Annotated in this window: 21 protein-coding genes; 2 read left to right on the top strand and 19 right to left on the bottom strand. The window is 61.5% G+C overall.

From position 1 onward, the window contains the following. Positions 1-5: 5 nt before the first annotated feature. The 15 genes from AC1RAC_RS25170 to AC1RAC_RS25100 form a co-directional block, all read right to left on the bottom strand. Positions 6-1049, bottom strand: a complete 1044-nt coding sequence (locus tag AC1RAC_RS25170) for an acyltransferase family protein (RefSeq protein ID WP_054922231.1) — start codon at positions 1047-1049, stop codon at positions 6-8. A 22-nt stretch (positions 1050-1071) separates the two neighbouring features. Continuing rightward, complete coding sequence (locus AC1RAC_RS25165; protein WP_057976592.1) at positions 1072-2481, bottom strand: lipid II flippase MurJ; 1410 nt, start codon at positions 2479-2481, stop codon at positions 1072-1074. Beyond that, complete coding sequence (locus AC1RAC_RS25160) at positions 2481-3914, bottom strand: O-antigen ligase family protein (RefSeq protein WP_492617078.1); 1434 nt, start codon at positions 3912-3914, stop codon at positions 2481-2483. Before AC1RAC_RS25160 ends, AC1RAC_RS25165 begins: the two co-directional genes overlap by 1 nt. Next, on the bottom strand, positions 3911-5014 hold the full coding sequence (locus tag AC1RAC_RS25155) for a glycosyltransferase family 4 protein (RefSeq protein ID WP_089042743.1): 1104 nt from the start codon (positions 5012-5014) through the stop codon (positions 3911-3913). Before AC1RAC_RS25155 ends, AC1RAC_RS25160 begins: the two co-directional genes overlap by 4 nt. Then, complete coding sequence (locus AC1RAC_RS25150) at positions 5005-6222, bottom strand: glycosyltransferase family 4 protein (protein WP_205548218.1); 1218 nt, start codon at positions 6220-6222, stop codon at positions 5005-5007. The genes AC1RAC_RS25155 and AC1RAC_RS25150 overlap by 10 nt, the downstream gene beginning before the upstream one ends. Before the next feature lie 8 nt (positions 6223-6230). Then, positions 6231-7559 (bottom strand): cellulase family glycosylhydrolase, encoded by a 1329-nt coding sequence (locus AC1RAC_RS25145; protein ID WP_236282523.1) that lies wholly within the window; start codon positions 7557-7559, stop codon positions 6231-6233. Next, on the bottom strand, positions 7549-8739 hold the full coding sequence (locus AC1RAC_RS25140) for a glycosyltransferase (RefSeq protein WP_054898214.1): 1191 nt from the start codon (positions 8737-8739) through the stop codon (positions 7549-7551). Before AC1RAC_RS25140 ends, AC1RAC_RS25145 begins: the two co-directional genes overlap by 11 nt. Beyond that, positions 8739-10730, bottom strand: a complete 1992-nt coding sequence (locus AC1RAC_RS25135; RefSeq protein ID WP_034125836.1) for a GumC family protein — start codon at positions 10728-10730, stop codon at positions 8739-8741. The genes AC1RAC_RS25140 and AC1RAC_RS25135 overlap by 1 nt, the downstream gene beginning before the upstream one ends. A gap of 14 nt (positions 10731-10744) precedes the next feature. Next, a complete protein-coding gene (locus AC1RAC_RS25130) occupies positions 10745-11521 on the bottom strand; it encodes a polysaccharide biosynthesis/export family protein (RefSeq protein WP_034125835.1) in 777 nt (258 codons plus the stop codon). A gap of 29 nt (positions 11522-11550) precedes the next feature. After that, on the bottom strand, positions 11551-12462 hold the full coding sequence (locus AC1RAC_RS25125) for a glycosyltransferase family 2 protein (RefSeq protein ID WP_252950283.1): 912 nt from the start codon (positions 12460-12462) through the stop codon (positions 11551-11553). Between the two features lies 1 nt (position 12463). Beyond that, a complete protein-coding gene (locus AC1RAC_RS25120; protein ID WP_054898217.1) occupies positions 12464-13921 on the bottom strand; it encodes a mannose-1-phosphate guanylyltransferase/mannose-6-phosphate isomerase in 1458 nt (485 codons plus the stop codon). Next, positions 13921-15360, bottom strand: coding sequence for an undecaprenyl-phosphate glucose phosphotransferase (locus tag AC1RAC_RS25115; RefSeq protein WP_054898218.1), 1440 nt, complete (start codon positions 15358-15360; stop codon positions 13921-13923). Before AC1RAC_RS25115 ends, AC1RAC_RS25120 begins: the two co-directional genes overlap by 1 nt. A 405-nt stretch (positions 15361-15765) precedes the next feature. After that, positions 15766-18255 carry a TonB-dependent siderophore receptor gene (locus tag AC1RAC_RS25110; RefSeq protein ID WP_492617077.1) on the bottom strand — a complete coding sequence of 830 codons (2490 nt, stop codon included), beginning with the start codon at positions 18253-18255 and terminating at the stop codon, positions 15766-15768. Positions 18256-18359: 104 nt separating this feature from the next. Then, the gene (locus AC1RAC_RS25105) at positions 18360-19310 is read right to left on the bottom strand and encodes a FecR domain-containing protein (protein ID WP_054898220.1); all 951 of its coding nucleotides are present in this window, start codon (positions 19308-19310) and stop codon (positions 18360-18362) included. Continuing rightward, a complete protein-coding gene (locus AC1RAC_RS25100; protein ID WP_034125829.1) occupies positions 19297-19812 on the bottom strand; it encodes a sigma-70 family RNA polymerase sigma factor in 516 nt (171 codons plus the stop codon). The genes AC1RAC_RS25105 and AC1RAC_RS25100 overlap by 14 nt, the downstream gene beginning before the upstream one ends. A gap of 168 nt (positions 19813-19980) precedes the next feature. Here AC1RAC_RS25100 and AC1RAC_RS25095 point away from each other — a divergent pair, with 168 nt between their 5' ends. After that, positions 19981-20610 carry a LysE family translocator gene (locus tag AC1RAC_RS25095; protein ID WP_314551493.1) on the top strand — a complete coding sequence of 210 codons (630 nt, stop codon included), beginning with the start codon at positions 19981-19983 and terminating at the stop codon, positions 20608-20610. A gap of 408 nt (positions 20611-21018) precedes the next feature. Here AC1RAC_RS25095 and AC1RAC_RS25090 read toward each other — a convergent pair whose 3' ends face one another. Continuing rightward, positions 21019-21699, bottom strand: coding sequence for a DJ-1/PfpI family protein (locus AC1RAC_RS25090; RefSeq protein WP_314551490.1), 681 nt, complete (start codon positions 21697-21699; stop codon positions 21019-21021). Positions 21700-21788: 89 nt separating this feature from the next. Here AC1RAC_RS25090 and AC1RAC_RS25085 point away from each other — a divergent pair, with 89 nt between their 5' ends. Then, positions 21789-22757 (top strand): GlxA family transcriptional regulator, encoded by a 969-nt coding sequence (locus AC1RAC_RS25085; RefSeq protein ID WP_492617076.1) that lies wholly within the window; start codon positions 21789-21791, stop codon positions 22755-22757. Here AC1RAC_RS25085 and AC1RAC_RS25080 read toward each other — a convergent pair. From AC1RAC_RS25080 to AC1RAC_RS25070, 3 genes are read right to left on the bottom strand one after another with little or no spacing between them, the layout of a single operon-like run. Next, positions 22743-23654 carry an alpha/beta fold hydrolase gene (locus AC1RAC_RS25080; RefSeq protein WP_054922252.1) on the bottom strand — a complete coding sequence of 304 codons (912 nt, stop codon included), beginning with the start codon at positions 23652-23654 and terminating at the stop codon, positions 22743-22745. The two genes, AC1RAC_RS25085 and AC1RAC_RS25080, sit on opposite strands and share 15 nt — an antisense overlap. After that, positions 23642-25468, bottom strand: coding sequence for a glycoside hydrolase family 15 protein (locus AC1RAC_RS25075; RefSeq protein ID WP_054898225.1), 1827 nt, complete (start codon positions 25466-25468; stop codon positions 23642-23644). The genes AC1RAC_RS25080 and AC1RAC_RS25075 overlap by 13 nt, the downstream gene beginning before the upstream one ends. Further along, positions 25461-26261, bottom strand: a complete 801-nt coding sequence (locus AC1RAC_RS25070; protein WP_054898226.1) for a glucose 1-dehydrogenase — start codon at positions 26259-26261, stop codon at positions 25461-25463. The genes AC1RAC_RS25075 and AC1RAC_RS25070 overlap by 8 nt, the downstream gene beginning before the upstream one ends. Positions 26262-26375 lie beyond the last annotated feature (114 nt).

Genomic DNA, 26375 nt, shown 5'->3' with positions numbered 1-26375 from the left:
TGCTTTTACGGTTTAGGCGCTTTGCGCACCGGAAACGGAAAATAGAAAAACCGCAAGAACGCCACCCGCTTGATCACTTCCCCTATCAGCAACGGCACCAACAGTGCCACCACCAAACCTACACATGCCGCCATGAACGGATGCAGGCCCAGGCGCTCCATCAGGTCAAACGTCTTGTGCTGGATTTCGCCATGAAAGATCAACAGAATCAGGGTGGACTGGCCGATATAGGTCATCACTCGGGTGAGCAGCGCCGACACCATCAACACCCGCGCCAGCGCCCAGCAAATGTACACGCCGATCACTGCCAGCAGGCTGGTCCACAGCCAGTGGTCGTAGCGTCGCTGGGCCAAGTCCATGGTGTCGTGGCTGTAAATGAACACGGCGGCGAACAGCACCACCGAGATCAACAGGGTCAGCAACGAACCTTCATGCCGGCGCAGCCAATCGCGCAGCAGGTAGCCATAGATGAAGTAGGTGCTGCTGATCAGCGTGACGTCGAGGCTGAAGGGCAGGCCGGGCAGCGTCCAGGTGTGGTCACCGACGCTCACCGGTATCTGCCAGAACCATTGCAGCGTCCAGATGCCTAGCAACAGTTGCACGCCGATCAGCATGCAGGCGGCCACCAGGGGCAGCTTCAAGCGCTGGATCAGCCGCAGCATCAGCCAGCTGAATAGAATCGCCACCCAGAAGTGCGGCAAGAACCACAGCGCTTGCCATGGGATAGTGTCCACCGAGGCATACAGCACGCCGCCTATATCCGGCAGCAGCGGTTGCCCCCGCAGTACGTCACGTACGATCACGTACAGCAGCATGGTGAAAAAAAACGGCTTGAGCAGGCCATCGGCCTTGCGCACCGCCATCTCCACGAACGGTTGCTCGGGCTTGAAGAACACCCCTGACAGGAAAAAGAACAACGGCAGCACGAACGACGCCAGGATCGGGTACATCAAGTCCAGCGAGGTGGCGACGAACCAGCTGTGGCCATACACAATAATCAGGATACCAATGCCCTTGGCGATATCCATTTGAATCCAGCGATGTTTCATCTAAGTCTTCCCGAACGATCATTCACGCCTTGCGCCACGGCCTAAGCCACAGCCCCATGCCCAGCAACACCAAAGCACCTGCCAGGGTACTCAACCCCAATTGCAGCCATACGTCTTGCAACCCGAACAACACCAGCGCCGCCAGCCCCAGCATCAACGTGCCGAGCAGCCAGTGCCGCGCCCAAGGTAGTGCCGTGAGCAGCCCCTGGCGCTGCATCAGCAGCAGCGCGGTGCAGATCACCCCAGCCAACGCCGCCAACGGAATACCGGCCAGGCCAAATGCAAACGGCAGTACGCAGAGCAACAGCACGTTGACCAAGCTGCCCAATAATTCACAGCGCAGCGGCTGGCGCGTATCGCCCGCGGCATACGCATAGCGCGCCAGCAGGGCGTTCCATGCGCCAAACACCAAGGGCACGGCAAACCATGCCAGTAACAGTGGCAGAGGCGAATCAACCGATTGCTTGGGCAGCAGCAACGCCACCAGACTGGGCGCCGCCGCCACCAGGCCGACGCCGGCCGGCAGCGTCAGCACACTGGCGGTTTCCAGGCCGCGCTTGAGCAGGGCCAGGCGTTCATCGCCCTGACGGCGGCTCATCATGCCCAGCAGCACCTGGTTGAGGCTCATCAGCGCAATCAGCGGCAGGTTCATCAGCTTGCGGGCCAGGTTGACCCAGGTCACCGCACCTTCCCCCAGCAGCGACGCCACCAGGCGTTCTATCAAAGCCAAGCCCTGGCTGGCGCCGTTGCTCAGTAACAGCGGGCCTATACGCTGGCCCAACTCCCGCAGGGGGGCAACCGTCAGCTGCATGCGCCACGGCCGCCAGCCCTGACGCCAAATCGACGGCAACAACGCCAAAGGCATCAACAGGCTACCGGTGAGACAGGCCAAGGCGAGGCTATGGGGTTGACTGGCCGTGCCGGCCAACGCGAGATAGGCCACCGGCGGCAGGTTGAACAACAACGAGCCGAGCCCTGCCAGCACAAAACGCTCGCTGGCCTGCAAGGGAATACTGAACAGTGCATGCAGCATCAAGCCTGGCACGCACCAGGCCACGACCTGCAAATTGCTGGCGGCCAGGGCGGTGGCACTGGTCGCCAGCCCCGGGCCCAGTACCTGCACCAGCCAGGGGGCTGACAGCATCAGCAGCAGACTGACCAGCAGGGCAACCAACAGCAATGCCGGGAACAACACGGCCAGCCAATCGAGGCGCTCGCTGTCCTTGCGCTGCAAGTAGAGCGGCAACGCGGCGGCGCTCAACACGCCACCGGCCAGTGACATTCGCAGCGCCTCGGGCAAGAACAGTGCGATCAAGAACGCATCACTGCGCTCCCCCGCGCCCCAGGCCGCCACCAGTAACCATTCGCGTGCGAACCCCAGGCACAGGCCGAGCAGGGTCGCCAGCGTCAGCCATACGGCAGAACCGAGCATCAGGGGCGCGTGCCATCAAGCAGCGGCTTGCGAACAACCACAGTCTTGACCTGTGGCAGGCGCGCTGGGAACAAGCGCCGTGCTTCCAGCACATTGATCCCAACCATCAGCCAGAACAGCGCGACCATCACGACGGCAAAACTGAAGTAGTGGTCAAATAACCCACTGACCAGCGCCGACAGAATTCCTGCCGTGCTGCCCAGCCACAGGGCATTGTCCTTGGTCAGGCGGATCGGGCCTTTTTCCGGCCTGGCTTCACGCCACCAACGCACCGTAACGGCTATAAAGAGCAGCATGCCGACGATGCCGGTCTTGTAGATAAAGTTCAGCCACAGGTTGGAGATCCCCAGCAAGTGTGTGCCCGGTACCGGAGGGTCAACCTTGAAGCCAATGCCGAACGGATACGCCACCATGGCCTGGGGGAACATGCGGTATTCATCAAAACGAACTTCGGTGCTGGCGTTGCTCGACGAAAAGATCGTCGCCAGGCGTTCCTGCAGCGGTGGATAGGCCATTACCAAGGCCACGGTCAACGCCGCGCCGATCATCAACAAGCGTCCGGTGTAAGGCACGCGGCGGGTGGCCATCCACATCAGTACCAGCGCCAGGCTGACCATCGCGCCACGGCTGCTGGCCAACAGCAACGCCGCCGCTCCCAGGCACGCCACGCCAAGGCCCAGCGCACGTTTGAAACCTTGTTCGGTCATGCCGTAACAGAACGCCAGGGGCAGCAACAGCGCCATGATCCCGCCGATGGCATTCGGGTGCATCCACGGTGAACCCATACGCGACGACATGGCTTCCAGGCCGAATTTCAACATGTCGAAGTTGCCGTAGTTGAGAAGGGCGAGAATCGGCGCAATCCCTGCCCCGGAGCGCGTGCGCACGAACACGGCGATCGACATCACCAGCATCGCCAGAGTGCCCAGCAGCAAGGCGATCACCAGGCTTTCGCGGCGTTTATAGTCCACCAGCAGCTTGGCGGCCAGGAACACCCCCGACAGGTTCAACAACCAGCGCAGCCAGTTGGCTACGCCGCTGCTTTCGGCGTGGATGCTCACCTGGCCAACGATAAACGGGAACACGCTGAACAGCATCAGCCACAGCAGCATCTGGTCGGTGGGCCGGCGTGCCAGGCGCGGTGCATCGGGCAGGCGTGACAGGAAGCTGTGCCACAGCACGGCACCCCAGGTCAGCGCCAGGATGGCTTCGCTTACCGTGCTGCGGATGCCCAGGTTGAGGGTGGAGTAGGGCATGAAGGTCGCGACCAGGGCAAACAGCAACAAGCCCCAGAAGGGAAAGCGCAGGATGGTCACGGCTGCCGCAACACCCATCACAGCGAGAAAGGCCTTGGCCGGTGACAGCGCCAGGGCGGCTGCACCAAACAGCACGCCGAAGAGGATGGCGACGAGGCTTGCCAGGGAGAGTCTCATTTCAGTTCCTCGATCAGTTCGGCCAGGCGCCGACGATAGGCGTTTGGGTTGTAGCGTTCGGCCCATTGCTTGCGTTGTTCTGCAGAAGACTCGTCGCTGCGCTCGCCCAGGCTCAGCATCAGTTGCACCAACGCCGGGCCATCGGTCGGGGAAAACCGCGGCGCCGACGGCGGGGTGATTTCATCCAGCGAGGTACCGCTGGCCACGGCCACAGGTGTGCCGACGCTCAGCGCTTCAATCACCGGTAAACCAAACCCTTCCGCGTAGGAGGGCTGCCACACACGCGACGCCTGGCGGTACAACGCCTGCAGTTGGGCATCGGTGACACCACTGAGTGCGCGAATTCCCGGTAGCCCGCGCAGTGCTTCGGGCAAATGCTCAAGGCTGCCCACCAGCACCAATTCCGGTACAGCGGGTGATTGCTGCCGCGCCTGCTGCCAGGCCTTCACCAGAAAGGGTACGTTCTTGCGCAACTCGCGAGTACCCACCAGTAGCCAGAAGGCTTCGGGTAAGTGGCGATCAGACAGGTCTGCTGCCGGCTCATTGAACCCATCCACCTGATTGGGCAGCACACGCACCTTGCCCGCCGCCTGGGGAAACAGGCGTACGGTTTCATCGGCACTGTATTGCGAGGGTGTCCACACGCGGTCGGCGCTGCGCACCGCATAGGCAATCGACAGCCGGTCGCTGGTCTTGTAGACCAGGGCCTTGAGGCGATTGGCGTGGTAGTTGTCCAAAGTGATCTGGAACAGGTCGTGCAGCAGTACCACAGTGCGCAGCCCCTTGGGCTTGGGTGGTAATGGCAAGCCCATATTGAAGGTGCTGATGTACAGGTCAATCTGTTGTTCGCGCAGGGCCCGGGGTAAAAAGCCGGCTTCGAAACGCAGGCGATTCTGTGGCTGATGCATCGCCGTCTTCGCGCAACCCCAGGTCGGGCAGTGGGCCTGCAAGCGTGTCTGGTCGCCGAGCGGGGCCACGGTAAACCGTTCCAATTCGATACCCGGCAAGGCACGCAAGGCGCTTTCCAGGGCATACACCTGGCGGCTGATACCCGATTGCGGCGAGGTGCCGACGGTGCGGTAATCCAGGCCTACACGCATACAGGCTCCTTTTGAGTGAGCGGCGACAGGCTGGCGTACACCTGCTCCAATTGGCTGGCGGCCACGCTCCAGTCATGGGCGCGCCGCACATAGGCGCGCCCGGCTTCGCCCATGGGCGCTGCGGCCGCGGGGAATTGCAGCAGGCGTACTACAGCATTCGCCAGGTCAGCGGCGGTTTGCCCTGCGAGGTAGTCCAAGCCGTCGACCAGGTCCAGGCCCGACACGCCCTGCTCGGTGCTGGCCAGGGGCAGGCCGGCCGCCAGCGCTTCCAGCACTTTGAGCTTGGAGCCGCCGCCATGGCGCAACGGTGCCAGGAACACTGAACAACTCGATTGCAGGCTCAGCAGGTTCGGCACGAAGCCTTGCCACTCAATGCGGGGGTCCTGCCAGCGCTCGCGCCAGCCTTCGGGCATGCCGAAACCGCACACGCTCATGCGCGCATCCGGGCAGCGCTCCCAGACTTTGGGCAGGATTTCATCCAGGGCCCACTCGATCGCGTCCACATTGGGCGCGTACTCATAGTTCCCGAGAAACAGTACACGGCGTGTCGATGGATCTGGGTGTGCAGCGGCAAAGTGGTCGCAGTCCACGCCATTGACCACCACCGGCACCGGTTTGCCGGCGATGCCTTGCATCACCTGTGCATCGCTGTCGGTTACTGCTACCACCTGGGTAGCCTGGCGCATTACCCGGCGTTCCCAGCGCATATAGCGCCATTGATCGTAGCGAATGAACGGCAGCGCCCAGCTCGGCAGGCGGTCATAGGTGGCCGCGCCCAGGGCCGATTCCACGTTGTGTTCGGTGAGCACGAAGGGCTGGGACTTGCGCACCAGGGCGTCTTCATACGGCTGGAAGCTGTAGCTGTGTTCTATTTGCACCACATCCCAGTGCTCATTGAGCAGTTGGTTGAATCGGTCCTGCAACGCCCCCGACAGCCCATTCACGCTGGCCAGCAAGGGGTAGGGTGCAAAGAGTCCGGCCACCAGGGTCTTCACGCTGCGCAGTGGGCGGCGGGGCAAGATGATCAATTGCTCGAGAAAGGCTTCCAGTACCTGGCGATCGGTCAGCGATACCGGGTGTTTGTCATGCAGTAGCAAGGTGATCCGATGCCCCCGGGCCGCCAGGCTGCGCAGCAGGTGGAACTGACGCGTCTTGCCGCCGCTGGTGGCGGGCCAGGGTGAGTAGGGCAGGATCCATAAAATGCGCATGACGGGTTTCAATCCCATAACAGAATTTGCAGGTTCGGCTTGACCACAACGGTCAAGCCGTTGGTGCCGCTCACTGGGGTTTGCGTGCCGCGCAGCGGGTCATACAGGGTGGCGTTGGCGAGGTCCGGCAGGTGCGCATTACCGCCTTTTGCCGACCAGAAGAACCACAGCTTGCGACCATCGGCGCGGGTCCATCCGATGCTGAACAGGCCCTCGGGCAGTTGATCGGCGGCGGGTGGGTCGCCAGGCGTCAATTGCGGTCCGCTGACGTCGAGAAAATGCTTCAGTGCGGTATAGACCGGTTTTGGCTTGGCATCGAGGTCGAGCAAGCCGTAGGCACGGTCGCGCACGCTGGCGCGCTGGTCGAGGTCGCTCAAGGTAAACAGGAAGATCTTGTCGAAATCCATCGCGCTCATCAGGGCCAGGCGGCGGAGCACATAGTCGGCCTGGCCTTGCAGGGTAATGATGTCCTGGACTTCCTTGGGCCCCGTGTACGCTGACCAGCCCCATTCGGTGCTCCACAGCGTCTTGACGCCATTGCTGCGCAGTTTCTGGTTGAGCGCAGTTGTCTTGGCGACGAAGTCCAGGTTGGCGGGGTCGTTTCCTTCGGGCAACTGGGTGTAAGGGTGATAGGACATCACGGTGTTCAGGCTGGGCACGCCGAGGGCATCGAAGGCGTCGAGCATGGTCTGGCCGTTGGGCATCTCGCTGAAAAACGCCAGGCCAGCCGCCACCACTGGTTTATTCGGGTTGACCGCACGCAGGGCCGCGGCGCTGCTTTTCAGCAGGGCGGCGTAGCCGGCCGGGTCGGCCACGGGGCGCCAGAAGCCGAGCAGATTCGGTTCATTCCAAACCTGCCAGGCATCAACGCTGGGATAACGTTGGGCCAACAGCGCCATGCGGATCGCGAACACATTCGGGTCCTTGGGCGGGTACTGGTCCTGATACGGCGCACCCACGGGCGCTGTGGTGATGAAGGGCGCCGAACCCACCAGGTAGAAGACCGACTTGAGCTGGTTGTCCTGCAACTTGGCCACCAGTTCGTCCAGCGTGGCCACCTGGTACTGATCAGCCACCGGCTCCAACCGATCCCAATGCAGGTCCAGGCGTACCCACTGCAAGCCCAGGTCCTTGAGACGGTCGATCTGCATCTGGTAACGCTGGGGGCTGAACCACAGGAACTGCGCGTTCACTCCCAGGAAATCCTTCCACACCAGCACCTTGTTGCCCTTGAGCACATGGCTCTCGGCATCGGCCGGGCGCCCCCAGATAAAGACGGTAACGCCCATGACCGCCACCAGTGCAAGCGTGGCCAAGTACGTACGTTTACGCACCATAAGGGGCCCCCGCAATCGCTTGCTCAAAAAGCTGCTTGAACTGCCGTGCGGTCAGTGGCCACAGGCGTTGGCCGCCAATGTGCGCGGCGCGTTCGGCCCAGTCCCTGGCCAGCGTCGGGGTCTGCGCCAGGCGCAGTAGTTGCGCGCTCAACGCGGCGACGTCGCCTTGGGGATAGATTGCGCCGTTTCCGCTGGCAACCTCTTCGGCAAATGCCCGTGCATCCGAAGTAATCGCCCCGCGCCCGCACGCGGCGGCCCAGGACAACGCGCCGCTGGTGCCGCGCTGGCGACCCAGCAGGCCGAGTTTTTTCGATTCGCGATACGGCAGCACCATCACGTGGTGCGCCTGTATCGTCTGCGCAATCTCGCTGGCCGGCAGGTTCAGCCGCCAGTCGATGGAGCCAGACAGGCCAAGGTCGGCTATCTGGCGGTTCAATTGTTCAAGGTAATTGCCGCCCGCCCCAAACGCCATTTCGGCGGCAGTGCCACCGGCCAGGGTCAGGCGCACACGGTCACGCAATTGGGGGGCTTGCTGGAAAACTGCGGCCAGGGCCTGTAACAGGTCTTCAATGCCTTTGCCCCGGTAGATAAAGCCGAAATACAGCAGGTGCAGCGTATCCAGGGGCGGCAGCGCCACCGCCGCAATCGCCAGGTTGGCATGGTTGATCACCGCCACTTTACCTGCGGGCAATTGCATGCGTTGGCTGAGGCAATCGGCGCCCAGGCGGGTGAGGGTGATCAGTCTTGTGAGGCCGCGGGCCACCTGCCGCTCTTCACGCAGGGTCAGCGGGTCTGCCAGCACCACCGCCGCTTGCGGCAACGGGCTGGGCAAGCGCTCCAACAGATTGAGCGGGAAGGGCAGTTGCTCGCGCCGCCATACCATGCGCTCGGGGTCATGCACGGTGGCCGTCAGCGGCAGGTTGGGATAGGCCTTGCGCAACTCGCGCAACGCCAGGAACTCCCCCAGCCGGCCGCCGCCCAGCTCGGCGTGGACCAGGTCCACGCTCTGCCAGTCGAATGCACCGATGGCCTGCTTGATCGCGATGCTGGTGCCCTCGACGCCGCTCAACGGTGTCGCCACCGTCACGCCCAGCTGCTCCAGTGCCGTCTTGAAATGGTTCGCGTAGTCGGCGATCCCATTTTTTTCCGGCGGCAAAGGCGCGAGCAGGGCGATGCGCATCAGAACGCCCCCCGATATTTGGCGATGGTCTGCAGCACCTTGGCCGGCACTTCGAATTTACGCCGGTTGATGATGATGCCGTCCACTTTGCCGAATGCGGTATTGAGGATCGACAGCGCATGCTCCACCACCGGGACCGTGCTTTTCTGCGCCTCCACCACCAGGGCGATCAGGTCGGCGCGACGCAGATTGACGAAGGCATCGCGGTTGTCCAGCAGCGCCGAGGCATCCAGCAGTACCACTTCGCCCGGCGCCGCCGGGGCCGCACCGCCGACACGCACAGTAATGCCGTTTTCCTGAAGCAACTGGCGCAACTGTTCCACTACGAACGTCACCCCTTCACCATGGCGCGCGGAGGTCAACCCGAGGGTCAGGCCGCGTTCAGTGATACGGTCCAACTGCAGCAGACCGTAGAGCCGGTAGATGCTCGCGTTGAATGCGTTGGTGCCTTGTGCGGTACTGGTATCCAGTTCTGGCAGGGTGGTCCACAGCGGCAGGCCGAACTTGCGTTCCACCAAGCCACCGTCATGGATGCGCTGGTCGAGCAGGTAGCACAGGTAGATCACCAGCAAGCCGACCACGATGGAAAACGGGATCGCCAACAACAACATCAACAGGGTTTTAGGGAAGATTCGGCCAGGGTTCAGGGTGGCCTCCTCAATCACCGCGATGTTGCTGATCTGGCTGTTATCCAGCTCACGGTCGATGCGCGATTTTTCCAGGTTATCGACATACAGCGCATAGTTACGCTCGGTGGCACTCAGTTCACGGGACAGGCGCGCCAGCTCCGGTTCAATCTCCAGGGCTTCCTTGCGTTGCGCCTCGAGGTTCACCAGTTGTTTCTGCTGTTGCACCAGTTGTGTACGCAGTGCCGAGTTGTTGCTGGACTCATCGAGCAGCACGCGCTGCAAGTGGATCTCCAGGGTGTTCGGCGCACGGTTTTCCGAGCTTTGCACGGTGTTGCTTTCATTCGCGACCTGGGCCTGCATGGCGCGGATCGACGCATCCAGGGCTTTGACCGGCGGCGCATTGTCGGTGTAGGTGCGCATCATGTCGGCCTTTTCCAGCAACTTCTGGTTGAGCAGGCGACGCAAGTCCTGCTGCTGCGGGTTCAGCGCAATCTGGCGTACCGTGGTCACTTCCTTGGGTTGGGTCTTGAGCTGAGTGCGGGTGCTCTCCAGGGCGCTGTCGGACGAGGCAATCAAGCGCGTGGTATTGAAGGTTTCGCCACGCAGCACGTTGATGCGCTCGGACAAATCCTCCAGGCGATCGGTGATGCTTGCCGCGCCGATCTGGTTCAAGTGGGCAAGAATCTGCTCCTTGTAGCTCTTGATTTCGGTAGCGCTGTTGGCTACCTGGCCTTCATAGAAGGCATACAGGCTCTTGCGTCCCAGGGCCTGGGTGCGTTCGTTGATGTAGGTCTCGACCCAGCTTTTGACCACCGCCTGGGCGATTTCCGGGTCGCTCCACTTGAAGCTGATGTCCATGACGGTGGAACCGGCCGCGTGGCTGACGTCGAAGTTTTTCTCCAGGCTGGCGGCCAGGCGCTCCACGGGTGTGGTCTGTTCAATGATGCCCACGGTTTCCAGCACCACGCGCACACCGTCGAACACTGCGCCGATACCACTTTTGACGTAGTACTTGGTGCGCTTCCAGAGGCCTTCCGGTGGCGGCATTTTGTCGATGACTTCCAGGTAATGCTCGGCCACCGCCCGCACGATAGGGCGACCGGTCAGCAGGCGTTCCTCATCGACAATCGGGTCGCGTTGAGTGCTCGGCATGACCAGCGCCTGGCGGTTGCTGATCTCAATGGGCAGCGTCGAATCGCGCCCCGGCTTGACCAGCAAGCGTGCGGTGGACTCGTATTTGGCTGGTAGTAAAAAGGCCCCCAGCAGAATGATCACCAGCGCCGCGATGGCCGCCAGCTTGAACTCGTGCCGGAAGATGAAGAACAAGCGCAGAAGATCGCGAAAAGAACGGATCTCGATCATGGGATGTCGCTCCTTTAGTTACTGCCGCCGCTGGTTCGGGTGTAGTTGTAGCCAACCCCGATCGACTTGGTGAATGGGATCAACTGGTTCAAGTAGGTATCTACGCCCTGGATGCGCTCGCCCACGTTGGATTTGGGCACGAACACCACATCTCCCCGCTGCAGCGGCACTTGTTTACGCCCGTTGGGGCCGGTCTTGAGGTATTGGCTGAAGTCCAGGAAGTAAGCGCGGTAGGTGCCTTGGGTATCTTCGCGCAACAGTGCGACCATGCTGGCGTTGCCCGCCGGGTTCACCCCGCCGGCGCCGACGATGGCTTGTTCCAGGGTGTTGGCCGAGGCGATCGGCACCGTGGTCGGGTTGTTTACCGCACCGCCGACGATGATCGAGTTGCCCGGTGCCTGGTTGATGTTCACCGTCACCCGTGGCTCGCGATACACCGGCGCAAGCTTGTTGCTCAGCTCGTTCGCCACCTCGGCTGGCGTGCGACGGGCTACCTGGATCGGGCCCAAGAACGGGTAGTTGATCTTGCCATCGGTTTGCACGGTGTACAGCGTCAGCTCATAGATGGTGCTGACGTTGAACGCCGACAGCGTTGGCATCTCACCGGCATCGCGCACAATGCGCAACTGATCGCCGATGCGGATACGCTCTACCGCCGGCGGCAGTTGCGCAAGCTGGTCGAGGGCGCGCTTGCCGTCCTCGACCGTCTTGCCGTCGGGGGGGACGATACGTGCAGGGGTATTGCAGGCGGCCAGTGCCATCATGGCCAGGACGAGCATAGTTCTTTTCATCAAGGGGGACTTCCTGTAGGTCATGATGCTCACCTCCAATAACCGGGAAACATGCTGATGCGCCGCTTTAGGGCGAGGGGTAGGCGGCGTTCCAGATGGCCCAGCCGATAGCCGAGCAATTTGAACGCGCTGCGCACCAGTACTTCGGGTACGCGGTGCAATGCACCGGCTGCGCGCAACGCTGCGAGTTCAGCCTGTACATAGCGTTTACCTTCACCGCCGGCATCGCCAAAGGCTTGGCGAATCCACGGCTCGCGACCGTAGAACACGCCAATGTCGAAGTAGCGGTGAAACTCATCCATGAGTCGGTAATCGTGGGAGTGGTACACCCGCGCCGTGGCGGCGTAGCGCACCTTGTAGCCATCAAGCAGCATGCGCGCCGCGACGTAGGCATCCTCACTGCCGATCACATCGGCGGGGAAGCCACCCACGGCCTGCAGGGCGCTGCGCCGGTAGACTGAAAACGAGTCGGAGCTGAAGCAGGTTTTAATCCCCAACTGCGCAGCGTCGGCAAGGCTCTTGGTGCGGCTCTGGGCGGGGTAATTGAAGTGGCGTGACTGCGCTCCCAGCACGCCAGCGCCAGGGTGCGGCAATTGCCGGCCGTAGGCCACGCCGTTGAGTGGGTCTTGTTGCAATTCTTCGAGCAGGTTGGCGAAGGTCTCGGGGTCGGCCGGGATTGCGTCCTGAGTCATCACGATCAGTGCGTCACCGCTCGTGTGTTCACTGGCCCAGCGCCGTGTGCCACCGTGGTTGAAGTCGCGTGCGTCGATAACCTCGACCCGCGCGCCAAATTCGCGAAAGCGCGCCACGGTGTCATCGCTGGACGCGCTGTCGACTACCAGCATCTCGTCCGGTTGCAGAGTCTGCATCTGCAGCGCGGGCAGCAGTCGCGTCAAATGACTGGACGCGTTGCGGGTTGGAATGATCAGCGAGATGCGCATGTCATTTCTTCTCTGCGGGCGCGCGCCCATAGATGTCATCGAAGCGTACGATGTCGTCCTCGCCCAGGTATTCACCGCTCTGCACTTCGATCATCACCAGGTCGATGATGCCGGGGTTGGTCAGGCGGTGCTTGTGCCCAGCCGGGATGTAGGTCGATTCGTTGGCGTTGATCAAAAATTCGCGCTCGCCATTGGTGATCTGCGCGGCACCGCTGACCACTACCCAGTGTTCGCTGCGGTGGTGATGCATTTGCAGCGACAGCGACGCCTGGGGCTTGACCACGATGCGCTTGATCTTGAACCGGCTGCTTTCCTCCAGCACGGTGTAGGTTCCCCACGGCCGGGTGACGGTGCGGTGCAGGCTGAACGCCGGATGGTTCTGGCGCTTGAGTTCGGCGACGATGTAGCGCACGTCCTGGCTGCGGTTGGCGTCGGCGATCAGCAGGGCATCGGGGGTATCGACGATGATCAGGTCTCGCACGCCGACGGCACCGAGTACGCGTTTGGGCGAGTCGATATAGCAGTTGTGCACGTCATGCAAGATGGCTTCGCCATTGACCTGGTTGCCCTGGGCATCGCTGGGCGTGAGCTGGCGCAGGGCTTCCCAGGAACCGATGTCGCTCCAGCCGATGTCGCACGGCACCACGGCCACTTGCGTGGACTTCTCCATCAACGCCACGTCGATGGAAAGGTCTGGCGCGGTGCCGAAGGCCTCGCTGCCCAGTTCACGCTGGCGCGAGGTGCTGTTTTGCAGGTGCTGGCTCTGCTCGAGGGCTGCACGAGCGGCCCCCAGTACGTCGGGAGCATGGGTCGCCAGCTCGTCCACCAGAGTACTGGCCTTGAAGCAGAACATGCCGGCATTCCACAAGTGCTTGCCGCCGTCGAGATAGGCTTGGGCCGTGGCCAGGTCGGGTTTTTCGACGAAACGCTTGACCCGGTTACCCAGGCTCAGGGCGTCACCTTTTTCGATGTAGCCGAAGCCTGTTTCCGGGTGATCGGGTTGAATGCCGAAGGTCACCAGGTAGCCGGCTTCGGCCAACTCGCGTGCCTGGGTCACGGCGTCGGCGAACGCGGTTTCATTCAGCACCAGATGGTCGGCTGGCATCACCAACAACTGGGCGTCGCCACCGAAATGCTCCTGCACGTGCAGTGCCGCCACCGCAATGGCCGCTGCGGTATTGCGACCGAACGGCTCCAGCAACAGGTCCAGAGGCAGCCTGGCCTGGTTGACTCCGCGGTAGTCATCCAGGGTGCGAAACAGCAAGTCGCGATTAGTGACGGTCAGCACACTTTCCACGCCGGGCAGGCGCGCGGCACGTTGAAAGGTTTTCTGCAGCAGACTCTGGCCGTCACGCATACGCATGAATGGCTTGGGCATGTTCTGCCGGGACACCGGCCACAGCCGCGTGCCTGACCCACCGGAAATAATGCAGGGGATTAATCCGTTGAGTGTATTCATCAATAGACTTCCTTGGTGGAAAGGACGGCTGGGACCGTCATGAAGACGATGTACAAATCGAACCACACGGACCATTTGGAGATGTACTCCAGGTCGTATTCGACGCGTTTCTGGATTTTGAACAGGGTGTCAGTTTCACCCCGGTAGCCGTTGATCTGCGCCCAACCGGTGATGCCGGGCTTGACCCGGTGGCGCGAGCTGTATTCGCTCACAGCCACTTCGAACGGAATACCGGCGGCTTTGGTGGCGGTGGCATGAGGGCGCGGGCCGACCATCGACATGTTGCCCTGCAGCACGTTGAACAACTGCGGCAGCTCATCGATGCTGGTCTTGCGGATGATGCGGCCAACCCGGGTAATGCGCGGGTCTTCACGAGTGGTCTGGCGTTCAGCTGTAAAGTCGCTCTGGTCGGTGTACATCGAGCGGAACTTGAACACGCGAATTTCGTTGTCGTTATAGCCGTAGCGGTTCTGGCGAAACAGCACCGGGCCCTTGGAGTCGAGCTTGATCGCAATGGCCGTGACCAGCATCACCGGTGACACCAGCACCAGGGTGATGCTCGCCAGGAGCAGGTCTTCGCAACGCTTGATAAACGGCGACCAACCGCGCAGCGGCAACTGCGAGGTATTGAACATCAGGATGCCGCCCACGTCTGTGATCCGGCTATGGCCGTAGCGCAGGGCAGCCATGTCGGGCACCAGCATCACGTTCACCGACATTTGCCGCAGGCGATTGACCAAGCCGTGAATACGTTGCTCGGCAGCCCAGGGCAGGCAGATCATCACTTGGTTGACCTGTTCGGCGCGGATCAGTTTTTCCAGGTCGCGGGTATTGCCCAACAGCGGCAGGCTGCTCAGTTCCTTGGGAATACGCTCGGTGCGGTCGTCAATAAAGCCGATAAGCCCGGAGCGAATGTCGCCGTTGCGTTGCAAGTGGTCGGCGACATGCACGGCGGTGTCAGTGAAACCCAGGATCACTGTGCGTTGCAGGTATTTGCCCTTGCGCATGAGTTTGCGGTACAGGCGTAGCATCACCAGGCGTTCGGCACAGAACATCGTCAAGCTGGCGATATACCACACCACCAGGTTGCGCGGGTTCAATTGCGGAAATACCTGCAGGATCTGGTACATGAACAACAGGATGCAGAATGCGGAGGACCAGGCCACGATATTGGTGCGCAGGCGCAAGCGATTACTGAACAGTTCCTCGGAATAAATGCCCAGGGCCTGGAACAGAATGATGGTCAATACCGCAAAAAACAGCAGCAAGCCCAGAAAGTGCGAACGCATTTCAGGGGCCATCGGGTCGAGGAAAAGCGCCAGGACCAGCGGTGGGAAAATGGCCGTCAGACCGTGGACCAGCTTGACGAAAACCACAAAAAACTCGACAAACCCTGCTCGGGTCAAAAACAAGCTGACAACTGACGACTTCTCTCGCATACAAACATCCCTCATTGCACACCAGGCGTTCTATTCGGTCGTCTGAACCAGACGGCAGCGGACTACGCTGGGTAAAACGCATCCCTTCCTTCGAATGGATCGCTCCAAATGAAAGAATTTTGCAAGGGCAGTGGCTACTACAGGAGGACTTCCTTTTCTCTTTCAGTCAATAATTTGACCTTGTTTCAGCGATGATATCATAGACACTTTAAATGTTCCTTCTTGTGTCATTTTGTTGACATTCCTTGTGCAAGAGGACCCGGTCTCGGGGTGTGATTTTGAGTGTAGGAACAAAAGTGTGAATTTTCCTGTTTGTCAGGAAACACTTTTTTGACGGGCCCCGGGGAGGCGTAGGAAAAGAGGGCGCAACGCACCAGGCGCCTGCCCTCCAGAGGATTGAGCGGGTTAAAAGGTGCCTTTCAGACTGACCGTGAAATTACGCGGTTCGCCATAAAAATTGCCCCATGAGGCTGTGCCCACGGTTTGGTAATAGTTTTTGTCGAAGAGGTTCTTGGCGTTAAGGGCGACGGTCCAGGTGTCATCTACGCGGTAGGCCAATCGTGCATCCCAAACCGTATAGCCGGCCTGTTCGAGCTTGAGGCCCTGCTGCATGCGATAGTTGCCGCTCTGGGCATTGACCCCCGTACCCGCGCTCCATTTGGACAGCGCGCCATCCAGCTGGTAATCGCCCCACATGCGCAACATGTGGCGGGGTACATAGGTGTTGGACGCGCCTCCTTCGATAGCGGTATCAATGTTTTTAAGCGATTTGGTCTGAGTGTAGGTGTAGCCCCCCGAGACTTGCAGACGTTCGAGCAACTGGCCGCTGACTTCGGCTTCGACGCCCTGGGCGCGGACCTTGGCAGTGTCGGTATAGCAGTAGCCATCGGACGAAGTTGGGCAGAAACTCAGGAAGTCAGTCTCGGCGCCGTTTTTCTCTGTGGCCCGGAACAACGCTATGGAACTGTTGAGACGCCCGTCGAACCATTCGCCCTTGATACCCAGCTCGTAGTTGTCCCCCATCTTGGGCTTGAGTGCCGCGCCGTCGGCGGTGGCATAAGAGCTCTGCGGCTGGAAGATATCGGCGTAGCTGGCGTACAGGGAAAGGTGTTCGTCGAGGTCGTAGATCAGAGCGGCAAACGGCGTGACTTCACCGGATTCCTTGGTGCGCGCATCTTGCACACTCCACTCGCCCCAACCCAGGGTGTTGGACTGCCGACGGTTTTCGTACCAGCTCACACGGCTGCCCACGATGAACATCAAGGGCTCGGCCAGGCGCAGGCGCAAGGTGGCGTAAGTACCATACTGGGTAGCGGTTTCCTTGACCGTGCCACCGCGGTACATGTTTGGCCAGAAGGTGTCATTGGCTGGTTCGGGGAAGTGGTGGTCGGGCTGATAAATGCTCTGGCGCGTGGGCAGGTTCTGGATCGCGAATACGTCATCCTGGGTGCCTCGGCTGCCGTTGGCCCCAAGGATCAGTTCGTGTTCCAGGCCAAAGGCTTGGAACTTGCCATCGACGTAAGCGTCGAGGCCGAAGTCCTTGTGCTCATAGTCCATCAATGCTGCGTAGGAGTTGGCGGTGGGGGTTGGGGCGCCATAGGCGATGGTACCTTCGCTGGCGGCGTACTTGGTGTCTTGCAGGTTGCGGCTGTGCACAGCGGCGACTTTGATTTGCCAGTCGTCATTGAAGTGATGGGTGAGATCAGCGAAGAACGTCGTGCGTCGGCTTTGCCAGTCGTTCCAGGATTGGCCCAGGCAGGTGGAACGGCTTAACCTGGCGCTCTTGCCATCGCTATAGCGCGGCAAGCCACCCCAACAGGGGCTGGCGTCGACGTCTTCGTAGCTGGCTCCCACGCCCAGGGTTGTGTCGGGGCTCAGGTCGACGTCCAGTGCGGTATAGAAGGCCTGGTCCTGGCGCTTGGAAATGTCCATGTAGGAGCCGCGATCCTGTTGGCTGAACGCCGCGCGGCCGCGCACGGTGCCGCTGTCATTGAGCGGGCCACCGGTATCGACGTCGGCGCGGTAGTTGTCCCAGGTGCCGGCGGACAGCATCAGGCTTGAGGTCGGGGTGGCCTGTGGCCGCTTGCGCACGAAGTTCACCGCACCGCTGGCCGTGCCGGCCCCCTTGAGCATGCCGGCTGCGCCTTTAAGTACTTCCACGCGATCATAGATCGCCATGTTGGCGCTGAAACTGTCCGCCTGCACATAGTCCTTGCCCATGTCCAGCGGTACGCCGTCGTACTGGTACTGGCCGAGCATCTTGAATCCACGGGAATAGAAATACTTGCCGCCCATGGGCGACTCGTAGGTGGTGATCCCTGGTGTACGTTCCATCACATCGTCAATGGTGGTGACATTCTGATCGTCCATCAATTGGCGGGTCATCACACTCACTGACTGTGGCGTTTCCCGCAGGCTGTGTTGGCCTTTGCCGATGGTGACCGCGCCGGTAGTGTACGAACCGGTGCCTTCGGTCAGGGCCCCCAGGCGTTGGCCGGTCACCGTGGTCGCGCTCAGGTTCAGGGCACCGGTGTCGGCCATTTGTGGCAACAGCAGCCACATATCCTTGCCTTGGCGCTGGGCTTGCAGGCCCTGGCCGCGCAGTAACTGGCCCAAGGCCTGTTCTCGATCGAAGTTGCCGCTCAGGCCTGTGCTGGTTTTACCGGCAACGCTGGTGGCATCGTAGGACAAGCTAATGCCGGCCTGACGGGCAAATTGATCCAGTGCCGAGGTAAGGGAGCCGGGGGCGATCGCCCATGCGCGAACCTGGGTATCAGCGCTAGCGGAGTCGGCCATCACGGCGAGCGGCAAGACGCCGCCGCCCAGGCAGGCGCCAAGGAGGGCGGCCTGCACCGCGTGTTTGAGAAGAGAACGTTTGGAGGGGAACGCTTGCATGACCGCGGGATGCTCCTGAAGGAAGTGGACAAACCGGCCTGTTGATCGGCCCTTCCTTACAGGTCGAATGGCAATGAGAATTCACCTCATTTATTTTCGGCCGGTCACACCCGAGCGGAGACGGTTACCCAGTAGCGGCTGCGGTAGGTCACATCGATCGCCAGCGATTGAGTGACCAACTTGAGCACTTGGTCGGTGTCCTCCAGTTGGTAAGTGCCCGACACCCGCAGCCCTGCCACGGCTTCGCTGCAACGCACCAACCCACTGCGATAGCGGCCCAGCTCGGCCAGGAAGTCGTCCAGGCGCATGTTGTGGGCGCTGATCACGCCGTCACTCCAGGCCCAGGGGTCCAGGCCGTTGTTGGGGGAAGGGCGAATGCCGCTACGGTTGAACATCACCTGTTCGCCTGGCTTGATCACCTGGCGTGCGGCGCCGTCATGGCGATCGGCAAACACCGCTACCGCACCCTGTTGCACGGCCAGCAGAGTACCTTGGAGTTCTTCGCGCACCAGCAAGCGCGTGCCGACGGCGCGCAGGTAACCGTCGCGGGTATGCACCCACAGCGGGCGGTGGTCGGCGCCGGTATTGATCAATATTTCACCCTGGCGCAGGTTCACCAGCCGTTGTTCGGCGCTGGAGGTAATGTCGACGGCACTGGCGCTGTTGAGCTGGACTTTGCTGCCATCCTCCAATGTTACCCAGCGCCGCTCGCCAGTGGCGGTGCGGTAGTCCGCCATCAAGGCGGGCAGGGGCGTGTAGTCGCGGCCCAGCCAGGCTAAACCTGCGGCGCCGGCAAACAGCCCGAGCAGTTTCAGGCTTTCACGACGGCTGATGTGCTGGCGTGCGCCGTCGAGTGCATGGCGACTGACATGCGCCGGCAAGTGGTTGAAATCGTCATTCAGGGTGGCGACCCGTTGCCAGGCCTGTTGATGCGCCTCGCTGGTGTGCAGCCACTGGTCAAAGGCCGCGGTGCTGGCGTCGTCGGCGGTGTTGTAGCGCAGCTTGATCATCCATTGGATGGCCTGGTCGACCAGGTGCGAGTCAGGAGTCGGCATAGCGCAACCGGTAACAGGCGTGCAGCGCCTTGGACAGGTCGCGTTCCACCGTGGCCTTGGACACGCCCAGGCGCAAGGCGATCTGCGGGCAGGTCAGGCCGTCCAATTGGGCCAACAGGAACGCCTCGCGCACCCTCGGCTTGAGCTGGTCGAGCAAACGGTCAATACGCTCCAGGCTGTCGAGGATCAGCCGCTTTGTTTCTTCGCTCGGCACCTCTACTTGCGGGAAGTGCGCCAGGCTTTCCAGGTAGGCGCGTTCCAGTTCGCGGCGCCGGTATTGGTCGATCATCAAGCTGCGCGCGATGCTGCTCAGATACGCGCGCGGCTGCTGCAAAGTCTGTTGCTGACGCGCGTTGAGCAGGCGCACGAAGGTGTCCTGCGCGAGGTCAGCGGCGCGCTCATGGCAGCCCGTGCGCCGGCTCAACCAGCCTCGCAGCCATGAATGGTGGGCTTGGTATAGCTGGCCGATGGCAGCAGGGTCCAGTGGGTGATCGCTCGACATGGTCATCCTGGCGCAGCAGGCTTAATTGATAATGTTTCGCATTCTAGACGTTGGTCGTGGCATTCAGCAATCACTCGGTTCGCTGCGTGAGCAATGTATCCAGCACAATTTTTTGTAGGGCCTGCAAGCGCCGATTAATCTGTTTTTTTTCCAGCGGACGGTTCAACCATGATCAGCCTTGTCACACTCGGTGTTTTTTCCGGCGCTGTGTTGCTGTTGTTGCTGTCACCGGGGCCGAACATGGCATTTGTCATCAGTCAGGGCGTCACCCATGGCTGGCGCGGCGGCGTTGCTTCGGCCCTGGGCATTGGCGTGGCCGACCTGTTGCTGACAGCGTTGACCGCGATGGGGGTGACGGCGTTGGTCGCCAGCTGGCCGCCGGCATTCGACCTGATCCGTTATGCGGGCGTGATTTACCTGGTGTGGCTGGCCTTCAAAACCTTGCAGAAACGCCCCGGCCTGGACACCGCTCACGTCGGCCGCGTGGCGTTGGGCCGAGTGTTTCTGCAGGCCATGCTCAACAGTTTGCTCAACCCCAAGGCGTTGTTGTTTTTCATGGTGTTCCTGCCGCAGTTTGTGCGGCCCGAGGCGGGGCCCATCGCCTTGCAACTGATGGTGCTGGGCGGTGTGTTGACGTTGATCGCCAGTGTGTTTCATGTGCTGTTGGGACTGTTTGGCGGGGCGCTCAGCCGCTTCTTCGCCAAACGCACCAAAAGCGCTTGGCTGCAGAAGTGGGGCTTGGCGGCGGTGCTGATGGCGTTGGCCGTGCGCTTGGCGGTGATGTCACGTCCTGCCTGAACACACGCGGGAAGCCAAGCAAGTTTCTTTGTGGCGGGGGAGCTTGCTCCCGCAACGGCCCGACAGCCGATGCTCATCTACCAGACACCCCGCAATCCAACTGTGGGAGCTGGCTTGCCTGCGATGGCGGCCTGCCAGCCGACACCGGGTATCAGACCGAGCACATATTCATTCCTGCGGTAACGGCCACCTATTTGACTGAAAGAGATACCTTTGGCCAGCTTTGCCGCGACTACCAGGTCAGTCGAAAGACTGGCTACGACTGGACAGCCGTTGAGCACCGAAAGAATCAAAAGGAGTTTCGTACAGCGGACTAGGACTTACCTCACGTTCAAGCGTTGAAACCGGTTCATTCCCACGGACCTTCAGTCGCTGCAAATTCAGCGACCGGACGTGAGAAATCCAACTTCACCCCAACCGCGCAGCCGCCCGCGCCACGATCTCCCCGCGCACTTTGCGTGACTCCTCCGTGCGCTTGTTGGCTTCCTCCAGCACATGCCTGGGCGCCGTCTCCGGGCGGCCGGAGTCAAACGGTGGGGCCGGCGCGTATTCGATCTGCAGTTGCACCAGTTGCGCTGCCGCTTCGCTGTACAACTCCGCGGCCAAAGTCAGGGCAAAATCGATGCCCGCGGTGATCCCGCCGCCGGTAAACAGGTTGCCATCACGCACCACACGTTCCTGTACGGGGATGGCACCGAGCGGGGCGAGCAGGTGGTGGTAGGCCCAATGGGTGGTGGCCTTGCGATCGCGCAGCAACCCTGCCGCGCCCATTACCAATGAGCCGGTGCACACCGAGGTCATGTAGCGCACTGTCTGGGCCTGGGCCTTGAGGAAGTCCAGGGTTTGCGGGTCTTCCATCAATGGGCCCACACCGGCGCCGCCGGGTACGCAGAGCACATCCAGGTTCGGGCAGTCGGCATAAGTGATGGTCGGCGTGAACACCAAGCCCGTGCTGGAGGTGATCGGCGCGAGGTCTTTCCACACCAGGTGCAGCTTCACGTCTGGCAGCGAACCGAGGACATCATAGGGGCCGGTAAGGTCTAGTTGCTGGATGCCGGGGAACAATAGAAAACCGATCTGCAAGGTCATGGTTCAAGCTCCGAAAAGGAATGGACGTCCTCACTGTAGAAGCCTACGCTTTGGCGGGTACGCCATAGAGCCCACTAATCGCGCCAATCATGCCCAAGATTATTCATGTACTCGCTTTTGAAAATGCTCAGGTGCTTGATGTCACCGGGCCTCTGCAAGTGTTTGCGTCGGCTAATGACCTGCTGCGCCAACGGGGTTTACCGTTGCCCTACGCAGTGAGCGTGATCGCCGCTCAGGCAGAACCGGTGAGGACGTCTGCCGGCCTGGCGCTGCTGGCTGAACCGCTGCCCGCCATCGATGCGCCTTGCGACACCCTGGTGATCGCCGGTGGCTGGGGCGTGTACGGCGCTGCCGAGGACCCGGCGCTGGTGCAATGGGTGCGCGATAAATCCTTGCACACCCGGCGCATGGCTTCGGTTTGCACCGGGGCTTTTCTGCTGGCCGCTAGTGGCTTGCTCGATGGTTGCCGCGTGGCCACGCACTGGACGCGCTGTGAAGAACTGGCGCGCAAGTTCCCTGCGCTCACGGTGGAGGCCAATCCGATTTTCATCCAGCAAGGTGCGGTGTGGACGTCTGCCGGCGTGACCGCTGGGATCGACCTGTGCCTGGCCCTGGTAGAGGATGACCTGGGGCGTGCGATTGCCTTGGAGGTGGCGCGCCACTTGGTGGTGTTCCTCAAGCGCCCTGGCGGTCAGTCGCAATTCAGCGTGACGTTATCCCTGCAAAAGAGCGACAGCCGTTTTGCCGAGCTGCATGCCTGGATCGCCGAAAACCTGACGCTGGATCTGAGCATCGCCACCCTGGCGGCCCAGGCTGGCATGAGCGAGCGCAGCTTTGTACGCCACTATCGCACCGAGACTGGCCAAACCCCGGCGCGGGCCGTGGAACTGATTCGCGTCGAAAACGCACGCCGGCAACTGGCAGATAGCACAACCTCCATCAAGCGTATCGCCATGCAATGCGGTTTTGGCTGTGAAGAGACTTTGCGCCGCAGCTTTCTAAGGGCTTTGTCGGTGACGCCCCAGGCTTATCGGGAGCGTTTTTCACCGCTCCAGTAGTTCCAGCAAAGCTTGAAGCGTGACCTGGGGTGCTTCCTGAAAAACGTTATGACCCACGCCGGGCAACACCTGGCGGCGATAAAAACCGCTGAAGTGCTCCACGTCATCATCCTCCAGCGACGGCGGGCCCACGCCATCGTCGGCCCCGCACAGCGAAATGCTCGGTACTGATATCGGCGGTTGCGGCACCAGCGCCTGCTCGATGTATTCCAGCGCGGGATCACCCGGCGCATACATAAAGCGATGGCGATAGGAATGAATCACCACCTCGACAAAATCCGGGTTATCAAACGACGGCGCGGTCAGGGCGTAGTGGCTTGGCCCCTCGGCCCAGGACGGTGACCACAGCGTCCAGAGCAATTGGCAGAGTTCACGCCGATTGGCCGTCAACCCGTCGACCCCGCGCTGGGTGTGAAAGTAATACTGATACCAGAGCCGGTGCTCTGTCTCAGGTGGCCTGGGCTTGAGCGACTGGCTGATGGCCTGGATGTTGTAGCCATCGCCGGTCACCAGGCCGCGCACCCGCTGCGGCCATAGCGCCGCGACAATACAGGCGGCGCGCCCACCCCAGTCAAAGCCGGCGAGGGTGGCTTGCGGGATGGCCAAGGCATCCATGAAGTCGAGCAGGTCCTTGGCCAGCGCCGCCTGTTGGCCGGAGCGCATCACTTGCGTGTTGATAAATCGCGTCGGGCCATAACCGCGTAAGTACGGGACCAATACCCGATAACCACGTTCAGCCAGCACCGGCGCGATGTCATCGTAGCCCCGTGGATCGTAAGGGAAGCCATGCAACAGGATCACCGGTTCGCCATCGATGGGGCCGTGGGTTTCGTACGCCACATCAAGCAGGGTTGTGCGCACATACAGCAGTGGGGCAGGGGATGTCAGGGTTGCCATACGGTTTTCTCCCCGCTGAGTTTGCGGTCCAGGAACGTTGCCGCGCTGATCAATGCCAAGTGGCTCAAGGCCTGGGGCGTGTTGCCCAGGTGCCGGGCTTGGCTGTCGAACTCTTCGGCGTACAACCCCAGCGGGTTGGCGTAACGCAGCAACTGTTCGAATTCCAGATGGGCCTTTTCAACTTGCCCGGCGCGCGCCAGGCATTCGACGTACCAGAACGAACAGGCGGCAAACGCGCCTTCGACGCCTTGCAGCCCATCGATCTGGCTATCGTCATTGCGGTAGCGGTAGACCATGCCGTCGCGCACCAGGCTTTTCTGGATCGCTTCCAGTGTCGTGAGCCAGCGCGGGTCCGTGGCGGCGACAAAGCGCACCAGCGGCATCAACAGCATCGAGCCGTCGAGGGCGGTGCTGCCGATATGCTGCACAAAATGCCCGCGTTCTTCGTTCCAGAAGTTAGTCCAGATGTCGGCGTAGATCGCCTGGCGCGTCTGGTCCCAGCGTGCGAACGGGGCCGGCAGCGAACGTTTGGAGGCCAGGCGAATGGCACGGTCCAGGGCCACCCAGCACATCAGGCGTGAGTGCAGGAAGTGGTGCTGCTCGCCGCGCATTTCCCAGATGCCCACGTCTTTGTGGTTCCAGATCTCACACACTTGGTCGACCACTTCCACCGTGTGTTTCCAGCCTTGGTGGGAGATGGCTTCGCCGTACTTGTTGACCAGATAAACCGCGTCCATCAGTTCGCCGTAGATATCCAGCTGGACCTGGTCGAACGCTTCGTTGCCCACCCGCACCGGTTGGGCGCCGCCGTGGCCGCTCAAGTGGTCGAGGGTGGTTTCCGGCAGTTCCTGGCGACCGTCGATGCCGTACAGGATGTTGATCTTGGTCGGCTGGCCGCAGCAGTCGCTGACCCGGCCCCTGAGCCAGCGCATATAGGCGTTGGCTTCCTCGACGAAACCCAGGCGCATGAACGCATAGACGGTGAACGAGGCATCGCGGATCCAGGTATAGCGGTAGTCCCAGTTGCGTTCGCCGCCGGGCGTTTCCGGCAGCCCGAACGTGGCCGCGGCGATGATGGCGCCGTGTTTGCGCGAGGTCAGGAGTTTCAGCGCCAGGGCCGAGCGGTTGACCATCTCGCGCCAGCGCCCGCGATAGTTGGACTGGCTGATCCAACCGCGCCAGAACTTCAAGGTGCGCTCCAGGTAGAGGTCGGTACAGTCGTTGGTGACGCGCGCATCCTCCTGGCCACCGAGGACAAATTCGGCGCCTTCATCCTGGGCGAGGGTAAAGGTGGCGATGGCGGTGTTGCCTTGGAGGGTCAGCGGCTGACTGCCAATCAGGCGCAGGCCGGGCTGGCCGCTGGCGGTGAACACCACGCTGGCAGCCTCGGCCTTAGCCTCGGTGGGGGCCCGGGCATAGTCGTGGCGCACGGCGCAGCTCAGGTGGATAGTCGCCTTGCCACTGACCACCCGTACCCGCCTGATCAGCAAGGGCAGTTCATCGACGTTTTCGCTGACGGTCAGCAGGTCGGTGATCTCCACCACCGCTTCATCGCTCAGCCAGCGAGTCTGCAGCACATTGGTGTCGGGCAGGTAGATCTGCTCGCGGCGGGCGTTGGGCAGGTCCGGGGTAAGCTGGAACGTGCCGGCCTCGGGCGTGTCGAGCAGTGCGCAAAACACCGAAGGGCTGTCGAATTCCGGCCAGCAGAAGAAGTCGATGCTGCCGCGGTCGTTCACCAGTGCCGCGCTGCGCATGTCGCCGATGATCCCGTGGGCATCGATGGCGCTTTGAGGTTCGTTCTTGAAATCAACCATTGCCACGGAACTCCGGGTAGAGGCTCATACCGCCATCGATGAACAAGGTGCTGCCAACCACATAATCAGAGGCATCGCTGGCCAGCCACACCACCGCATTGGCCACGTCTTCGACGTCACCGACACGACCATAAGGAATCAATTTGAGCAGCTCTTTTTCTGCAGCACCTTCAGTGGCTGCGCGGTTGATCGCCGTGCGAATCGCCCCAGGCGCAATGCCATTGATACGGATGCGCTGTTCGCTGACTTCCTGGGCGAGGGTGCGCATCAGCATCTCCACGCCGCCCTTGGACGCGGCGTAATTCACATGCCCGGCCCAGGGGATGACTTGATGCACCGAACTCATATGGATGATTTTGCCGGCGGCCCGTGACACACCTTCGCGAATACCCTGGCGATTGAAGATACGCACCGCCGCGCGCGCGCAGAGGAACTGCCCGGTGAGGTTGACACCAATCACCGTGTTCCAATCCTCAAGGGTCATATCGACCAGATTGGCATCTTTTTGCAGCCCGGAGTTGGCCACCAGAATATCCAGGTGGCCGAAGGCGTCGAGGGTTTGCGCGAACAGGCGTTCGACATCGGCCTCCTTGGACACATCGCCGCCAATCGCAAGCGCTCGGCCGCCGTTGGCATTGATCTGCGCGGCGAGAGCCTCAGCCGGTGCCGCCTGGGAGTTGTAGTTAAGCACCACCGCCGCGCCTGCTGCGGCCAGGGCTTTGGCCGCGCCCGCGCCAATGCCGGAACTGGCCCCGGTGACCAGGGCCACTTGTTGCTGCAAGGAAATCTGCATCGCCCACCCACCGTTTTATGAGAGTCCTTCTTGCTGACTGGCGGCGGCGAGCGGAAGTTCACCCCCTGGCGCTTACGCCCAACTCGGGCAAAGCGCGACTTTATCGTATGATGC

It is taken from the genome of Pseudomonas sp. GW823-FHT02F05 (genome assembly GCF_058797315.1).
This window is presented reverse-complemented; position numbering and strand designations above follow the sequence as displayed.

Coding starts and splice junctions, on each gene's coding strand:
- AC1RAC_RS25170 (WP_054922231.1), bottom strand. CDS start 1,049: ATGAAACATCGCTGGATTCAAATGGATATCGCCAAGGGCATTGGTATC.
- AC1RAC_RS25165 (WP_057976592.1), bottom strand. CDS start 2,481: ATGCTCGGTTCTGCCGTATGGCTGACGCTGGCGACCCTGCTCGGCCTG.
- AC1RAC_RS25160 (WP_492617078.1), bottom strand. CDS start 3,914: ATGAGACTCTCCCTGGCAAGCCTCGTCGCCATCCTCTTCGGCGTGCTG.
- AC1RAC_RS25155 (WP_089042743.1), bottom strand. CDS start 5,014: ATGCGTGTAGGCCTGGATTACCGCACCGTCGGCACCTCGCCGCAATCG.
- AC1RAC_RS25150 (WP_205548218.1), bottom strand. CDS start 6,222: ATGCGCATTTTATGGATCCTGCCCTACTCACCCTGGCCCGCCACCAGC.
- AC1RAC_RS25145 (WP_236282523.1), bottom strand. CDS start 7,559: ATGGTGCGTAAACGTACGTACTTGGCCACGCTTGCACTGGTGGCGGTC.
- AC1RAC_RS25140 (WP_054898214.1), bottom strand. CDS start 8,739: ATGCGCATCGCCCTGCTCGCGCCTTTGCCGCCGGAAAAAAATGGGATC.
- AC1RAC_RS25135 (WP_034125836.1), bottom strand. CDS start 10,730: ATGATCGAGATCCGTTCTTTTCGCGATCTTCTGCGCTTGTTCTTCATC.
- AC1RAC_RS25130 (WP_034125835.1), bottom strand. CDS start 11,521: ATGAAAAGAACTATGCTCGTCCTGGCCATGATGGCACTGGCCGCCTGC.
- AC1RAC_RS25125 (WP_252950283.1), bottom strand. CDS start 12,462: ATGCGCATCTCGCTGATCATTCCAACCCGCAACGCGTCCAGTCATTTG.
- AC1RAC_RS25120 (WP_054898217.1), bottom strand. CDS start 13,921: ATGAATACACTCAACGGATTAATCCCCTGCATTATTTCCGGTGGGTCA.
- AC1RAC_RS25115 (WP_054898218.1), bottom strand. CDS start 15,360: ATGCGAGAGAAGTCGTCAGTTGTCAGCTTGTTTTTGACCCGAGCAGGG.
- AC1RAC_RS25110 (WP_492617077.1), bottom strand. CDS start 18,255: ATGCAAGCGTTCCCCTCCAAACGTTCTCTTCTCAAACACGCGGTGCAG.
- AC1RAC_RS25105 (WP_054898220.1), bottom strand. CDS start 19,310: ATGCCGACTCCTGACTCGCACCTGGTCGACCAGGCCATCCAATGGATG.
- AC1RAC_RS25100 (WP_034125829.1), bottom strand. CDS start 19,812: ATGTCGAGCGATCACCCACTGGACCCTGCTGCCATCGGCCAGCTATAC.
- AC1RAC_RS25095 (WP_314551493.1), top strand. CDS start 19,981: ATGATCAGCCTTGTCACACTCGGTGTTTTTTCCGGCGCTGTGTTGCTG.
- AC1RAC_RS25090 (WP_314551490.1), bottom strand. CDS start 21,699: ATGACCTTGCAGATCGGTTTTCTATTGTTCCCCGGCATCCAGCAACTA.
- AC1RAC_RS25085 (WP_492617076.1), top strand. CDS start 21,789: ATGCCCAAGATTATTCATGTACTCGCTTTTGAAAATGCTCAGGTGCTT.
- AC1RAC_RS25080 (WP_054922252.1), bottom strand. CDS start 23,654: ATGGCAACCCTGACATCCCCTGCCCCACTGCTGTATGTGCGCACAACC.
- AC1RAC_RS25075 (WP_054898225.1), bottom strand. CDS start 25,468: ATGGTTGATTTCAAGAACGAACCTCAAAGCGCCATCGATGCCCACGGG.
- AC1RAC_RS25070 (WP_054898226.1), bottom strand. CDS start 26,261: ATGCAGATTTCCTTGCAGCAACAAGTGGCCCTGGTCACCGGGGCCAGT.